The organism is Parendozoicomonas sp. Alg238-R29 (assembly GCF_947331445.1).
Taxonomy (GTDB): domain Bacteria; phylum Pseudomonadota; class Gammaproteobacteria; order Pseudomonadales; family Endozoicomonadaceae; genus Sansalvadorimonas.
Genome location: NZ_CAMZOG010000137.1, coordinates 1 through 6,596, shown reverse-complemented (window position 1 = coordinate 6,596; position 6,596 = coordinate 1). Strand labels below are relative to the sequence as shown.

Genomic DNA, 6,596 nt, shown 5'->3' with positions numbered 1-6,596 from the left:
CTTTAGCGCTAAAGGTTTTCATCTAATCCTATCGCCTCAATGATTCGTAATTCGCCTACCCTGTCGACCCGTAACCAGGCTAAAGGAAACAGCCTTCCAGGTTCGGCGTGCAAACATTGGGCACTCATTCGCGGGAAACGAAAGCCGGGTATTATAACGAGTCAAATCAATATGGGAACCCCCGCTCTACATCGAAAGCTGTGGAATCTCCGCAATCAGGCTGTGCCCTGTCACAGTTAATGTTCATAATAAGGCAACACCTACTGCCAGACGGGACCAAAAAATAATGCAATACCGCAATCTTGGCCGCACCGATACCCGTGTCAGCCTAATCTGCCTGGGCACTATGACTTGGGGTGAACAGAATACCGAACAGGAAGCTTTCGCCCAACTCGACTATGCCACAGAGCGAGGAATCAACTTTCTCGACACCGCCGAGCTCTACCCCGTCCCCCCAAAAGCCGAAACCTATACCCAGACTGAAACGATAATAGGAAACTGGCTAAAGAAACGCGGCCAGCGTGATGACATTGTGATGGCTTCGAAAGTGTCTGGCCCTGGTTTCGCTTACATGGATGGCGGCCGCAGGTTTACCCGAAAACATATAGAAAATGCCCTGAATGGAAGTCTTAAGCGTCTGCAAACAGATTATGTCGACCTTTATCAGCTTCATTGGCCTGACCGCAACACTAACAACTTCGGCCAACGCGGTTTTGCCTATCAAGATCAGGAACAAGCCACTCCTATAGAAGAAACCCTCGAAGTTCTTGGTGATTTCGTTAAAGCGGGCAAGATTCGCCACATAGGGCTTTCCAATGAAACACCTTGGGGCACAATGGAATTTCTGAGACTGGCAGAAGAAAAAGGCTTACCAAGAGCTGCTTCCATCCAAAACCCATATAACCTGCTAAACAGAACCTTTGAAGTTGGCCTTGCTGAAATCGCTCACCGGGAAGATATCGGCCTCCTGGCCTACTCCCCTCTGGCAATGGGCACGCTAAGCGGAAAATATTTGAACGGCGCTATGCCTGAAGGGTCTCGCCTTGCATTATTTACCCGTTTCCAGCGCTATAACACACCACAGTGCGAAGGCGCCATCAAGGAATATGTAGAGCTAGCTCGAGACAATGATCTAGATCCTGCCCAAATGGCTCTGGCTTATGTAAACAGTCGCAGCTTCATGACCAGCAACATTATTGGCGCAACAACTCTTGAGCAACTGACTACTGATATAGATTCTATGGAACTCACCCTACCCCATCAGGTTCTCGAAGAAATCGAATCTATTCATAAACGCATTCCTGACCCTGCCTGTTAATTCGAGATTTCGCCGCCTATTAATGGGCGGCTAATGGGCGGCCACCTCCCTTCCTGCAAATTCAAACTTGCCACATTACAGATCATGGTCTGGACTGTTCGCACCAAATTAAAGCATTAAGCGGGGTGAGTATGGCATTTCTGCGGGATTTTCTCAGACCTCCAGCCCATACCAAACAATTACCCGCAGATAATATTGACCCCACTTACAAACGCATGCGCCTGCAAATGATGATTGGCATCTTTGTTGGTTACGCTGGCTATTACCTGATTCGAAAAAATTTCTCACTGGCTATGCCAGACCTTATTGCGCTTGGCTATACAAAAACCGAACTGGGCTTTGCTCTTTCTGGTGTCTCCTTGGCTTACGGTCTTAGCAAGTTTTTAATGGGCAATGTGTCCGATAGAAGTGATGCCAGAAAATTTGTGGTTATTGGCCTGAGCGTCAGTGCACTCATTACCATTTTTATGGGCTCAGTACCTCTGGCAACCGCCAGCATCACCAATATGTTTATTCTTCTCTGCCTCAGCGGTTGGTTTCAGGGGATCGGCTATCCCAGCTGTGTACGGGTTATGGCCCACTGGTTCACCATTCGTGAACGGGGGGTGAAGATGGCCATCTGGAATACCGCTCACAATGTGGGAGCGGGTCTGGTTGGACCATTGGCGATTTTCGCCATGTTTCTTTTTAATGACTGGCACAGCAAGATCTACCTGCACGGTTATTTTGCGTTAGTCTTTGCTTTTATTACCTGGTTCCTGGTGCGCGACACGCCACAATCCTGTGGACTGCCCAGCATTGAACAGTGGACAGGGGATTATCACAAATCCTACTCCGATGACCATGAACGGGAATTCTCAGCCAAAGAGATTTTCTTTGAACATGTATTTAACAATAAGCTGCTCTGGTATCTCGCCTTTGCCAATATCTTTGTTTACCTGGTGCGTTATGGCGTACTGGACTGGGCTCCCACTTACCTTGAAGAAGTAAAAAACTTCTCCATGAGCCAAACAGGATGGGCTTATTTTGCTTATGAGTTTGCCGGCATCCCTGGGATCCTGATTACCGGCTGGCTGAGCGATAAAGCTTTCTATGGTCGCCGGGCACCGGTAAATATTCTATTTATGTTGCTCGTTGGCATTGCTGTATTTATTTACTGGCAAAACCCTGCGGGGAATCCTGCCATTGATATAGCCTGCTTGATCGCTATTGGCTTTCTGATTTATGGCCCAGTGGTACTTATCGGGGTTCAAGCATTGGATATGGCACCCAAAAAAGCCGCTGGAACAGCAACTGGCCTGACCGGTCTATTTGGTTATCTGGGTGGCGCCATGTTTGCCAATATAGCTATTGGCGCCATTGTTGATCACTTCAACTGGCAAGGCGGCTTCCTTGTTTTAATTTGCTCCTGCGTGCTGGCAGCGCTCCTGGTTGGGTTAACCTGGAAAGAAGAAAAACGAGAAAAATCAGACCTCTACAGTCACGACATTACAGATCAATAATCCCGTTTGCAGTTGTTTACACAGCGACACTGGCTCCTCTTGGTACCAGTGTCTATTTTCTATTCCCAGACACGACTGCCATGAACTTATGAATCAGAACAACCAAAACACAGCAAATGGAATTTTCAGTTTTCTCTCTCCAGCACCAGCCAGACCAAAGCTGGCTGCGGATCAGGTTGATAACACCTATCGCCTGTTAAGATTCAAGGTTTTTCTAGGCATCTTTATAGGCTATGCCGGTTACTACCTTGTTCGTAAGAACTTCAGTCTCGTTATGCCAGACCTTATCGCACTTGGCTACACCAAAACCGAGCTGGGTTTTGCCATGTCCGGAGTAGCAATCTCATATGGTTTGAGTAAGTTTCTGATGGGCACTGTGTCAGACAGAAGCAATGCCCAGCGCTTCCTTTCTCTCGGCCTTGCCCTTACTGCCCTGACAATGATTTTTATGGGTACCTCAGCCTGGGCCTTATCAAGCATTCCAGTAATGTTTACCCTGCTGTTTATTAACGGATGGTTTCAGGGCATGGGCTGGCCCGCCAGTGGGCGAGTAATGGTTCACTGGTTTTCCCCTTCAGAGCGCGGTTCACGAATGGCCATCTGGAATGTTGCCCATAATGTTGGTGGCGGCCTGATTGGCCCACTGGCAATTCTTGGGATAACAGTCACTGGAGCATGGCAAAGTGCTTTTTACCTTCCCGGCGTCGTCGCTCTTGCTTTGGCACTGATAACCTTTCTACTGGTTCGAGACACACCTCAATCCTGTGGACTACCACCAATTGAATATCACAGAAACGACTTCCCCTCCCAGTATGATCAGAGCCATGAACAGGAGCTTTCTACCAAAGAAATCCTGTTGAATTACGTTTTCCCTAACAAAACACTGTGGTGCATAGCTTTCGCAAATGCATTTGTTTATCTGGTTCGATACGGAGTACTGGACTGGGCTCCTACATTTCTAAGCGAAGTAAAAGAGTTCCAGGTTCAACAGTCTGGCTGGGCCTGGTTTGCCTATGAATTTGCAGCAATCCCAGGAACCCTGTTCTGCGGCTGGATGAGTGATAGAGTTTTTTCCGGGCGGAGAGCTCCAGCCAACATCCTGTTTATGGCCCTGGTGCTTGTTTCTGTTCTGGTTTACTGGCTCAACCCTCCGGGTAACCCATTGATAGATAACATGGCTTTAATTGCTATCGGTTTTTTGATTTATGGCCCCGTTATGCTGATTGGCGTTCAGGCTCTTGACCTTGTACCCAAAAAAGCAGCCGGTACTGCAGCAGGATTAACGGGCCTGTTTGGCTATCTTGGCGGTGCAATGATGGCCAACATATCAATGGGCTTCATTGTTGATCGCATGGGCTGGGACGGTGGGTTCTATTTACTTATCGCAGCCTGCTTTCTGGCTATAGTCTGCATGGCTACAGCATGGTCAAAAGAAACCAAAAACAACCTTTAGATTATGTAAAAACCCCTCACCATTTGCAGAATACGCTTACACTTCAATCAGGGCAGCAGGATGCACGCCCCTCTGTATACAAAAAAATGACATCAATACTGAAGTCGCCAAAAGCCGGAACACAAAGACTCATCACATGATAAAAATCCTGAGCCTCTGCTAAAGCTTCCGTCGTTTACAGCGAAAACAGTCGAAGACAGACAGAAATATAAGAGGACAACATGGAACTTATACTGTTGGCCATTCTGGGTGGCGCACTATACATAGCCGATAAATATGTAGACTTTATGGCTGACCAGATGGCAGGTAATGCTTTTGAGAAAGTGCACGAAGTCATCGGTAGTGTCAGTTACTATGGACAGTCAGCTCGCCCCATCAGTAAACAGCACACAAGCCATGTGGCCGTGCCTTTATTCCCCTCCATTAACCATGACTTAAAAGTCCTGTGCCTAACTGATTGTGGGCATTGGTTCTGGTTCTATTGCTCGATTCAATTCATGAAAATCGATAAGACTAAAATCGAAGTTTTGACACCCGAAGAAGCCAAAGAAGCTCTAAAGGGCGAGCCGGAGAAACTACAGCAGTTCTTTCCTGAACCTGCAGCCCATGAGAAAGTCATTAATCATAAAAAAAGCGCATAATCATGCGCTTTTAAGCTTTCATACAGATGGATATTAACCTTTGTGTTTTTTATTTCTTTCTAGCCTTTACAGGCTTGCCAATTCTTACAGAATTTGACTCTTTCTTCTTAATTGAATCCGGTGTTCGGATAAGAATATTTAACCCATCCAAGTAAGAATCACTCCCGAGCGTTATACATCCTTTTGAGTTCAACTGCACCGAGATTGGATAAGACAACTCAATTGCCGTTCTTACATCTTCTTTCGCCTGCCAAAGGAGCTTCACTTTTTTACACTCCCGGTTAAGAACCGGATCAGTTTCAATAGCAAAGAACTTTGGCTGACCGTTTACAATCCCAAACCCTGGCCAAACAGTATTCACTTTCACTGGTTTCGTTATGATTGAGGCATTAGCAGCACCAACCATCCCCCCTAAAAACAGCACTGCAAGCCCCTTACCTCCAATAGATAGTAGATTCATCCCTGTCCCTGCCTCCCTGGCATTTCAACCCCATGTACACAAGGTAAGTCTAAGACACTTTTCAAAGGGCAATAAAAAGGCCGCACTAAGCAGCCTATACAGGGGTCAATACCACTACAAGCTCATACCTCATTTAAAAAGCAAAATGCTCTTCCTGAAGAGCAGTCAGACCCTTCGGACAGGCAGACATACCTTTCGCATGAGTCTTGGTTCTTGGCAAGATACGATTGAAGTAGAACTCTGCAGTCTGAATCTTAGCCTTATAAAAGTCAGGATCAGATACACCCTCTTCCAACTTTTTATGGGCTGCAGCCACCATTTTCAGCCAATAGAAGCCCATCATCACGTAACCAGAAAACATCAGGTAATCCATAGAGGCTGCCCCCACAGCATCACGATCCTTTGCCGCCCGGAAAGCTATACGATAAGTCATAAACTGCCACTGAGCCGTTAAAGCCATGATTTTTGCGGTAAAGGGCAAAAGCCTCATTCGGGTAGAAGGGTTATTCACGAGGATATCTTTGCAATCCTTATAAATAGTCTTCGCTAAAGTATTCAGAGCCTTACCTTTGGAAAGCAGTACTTTACGCCCCAAAAGGTCGAGAGACTGAATACCAGTTGTTCCTTCATACAAAGTTGCGATACGAGTGTCACGAACAATCTGTTCCATCCCGTGTTCGCGGATATAACCGTGACCACCAAATACCTGAACACCGTTATTGGCAGCCTCCAAACCAGCTTCAGTCAGGAAACCTTTGAGAATAGGCGTCAGCATTCCCAACTCATCGTCAATTCTGTCACGTTCATCAGCGGTATCTGCTGCCAGCATACGATCAGCAATCTTGGCTGCATCGTAAAGCATTGCTCTACCACCTTCGGCAAAGGCTTTCTGGGTCAGCAGCATCCGGCGCACATCTGGATGCACAATCAGGGGGTCAGCAACCTTATCAGGACATTTGGTTCCGGAGAGGGAACGCATAGAAAGACGCTCTCTGGCATAAGTCAGCGCCCCTTGATAAGACAGTTCTGCTGCTGCAAGCCCTTGCATAGCCGTTCCGATACGGGCCGTATTCATAAAGGTGAACATACATTCCAAACCTTTATTTTCCGGGCCGATCAAGAAACCTTTAGCGGCATCAAAGTTCATAACACAGGTCGCAGAAGCCTTGATTCCCATCTTCTTTTCGAGAGAACCACAACTAACACCGTTACGCTCGCCAAC

The 6,596-nt window shown here is 46.9% G+C and carries 6 protein-coding genes; 4 read left to right on the top strand and 2 right to left on the bottom strand.

The features are described 5' to 3' along the window. Positions 1-286 precede the first annotated feature (286 nt). From QMA35_RS20540 to QMA35_RS20525, 4 genes are all read left to right on the top strand, one after another. Complete coding sequence (locus tag QMA35_RS20540) at positions 287-1,318, top strand: NADP(H)-dependent aldo-keto reductase (RefSeq protein WP_281649017.1); 1,032 nt, start codon at positions 287-289, stop codon at positions 1,316-1,318. Positions 1,319-1,449: 131 nt separating this feature from the next. Beyond that, the gene (gene glpT / locus QMA35_RS20535; protein ID WP_281649016.1) at positions 1,450-2,820 is read left to right on the top strand and encodes a glycerol-3-phosphate transporter; all 1,371 of its coding nucleotides are present in this window, start codon (positions 1,450-1,452) and stop codon (positions 2,818-2,820) included. A gap of 88 nt (positions 2,821-2,908) precedes the next feature. Further along, complete coding sequence (glpT, locus tag QMA35_RS20530) at positions 2,909-4,273, top strand: glycerol-3-phosphate transporter (RefSeq protein ID WP_281649015.1); 1,365 nt, start codon at positions 2,909-2,911, stop codon at positions 4,271-4,273. A gap of 221 nt (positions 4,274-4,494) precedes the next feature. Then, entirely contained in the window at positions 4,495-4,914 is a 420-nt protein-coding gene (locus QMA35_RS20525) for a hypothetical protein (RefSeq protein ID WP_281649014.1), read from the top strand. A gap of 49 nt (positions 4,915-4,963) precedes the next feature. Here QMA35_RS20525 and QMA35_RS20520 read toward each other — a convergent pair whose 3' ends face one another. Together QMA35_RS20520 and QMA35_RS20515 are read right to left on the bottom strand one after the other, a co-directional pair. Then, a complete protein-coding gene (locus QMA35_RS20520) occupies positions 4,964-5,374 on the bottom strand; it encodes a hypothetical protein (protein ID WP_281649013.1) in 411 nt (136 codons plus the stop codon). A 133-nt stretch (positions 5,375-5,507) separates the two neighbouring features. Further along, a partial coding sequence (locus QMA35_RS20515) for an acyl-CoA dehydrogenase C-terminal domain-containing protein (protein WP_281649012.1) occupies positions 5,508-6,596 on the bottom strand: 1,089 nt, incomplete at its 5' end.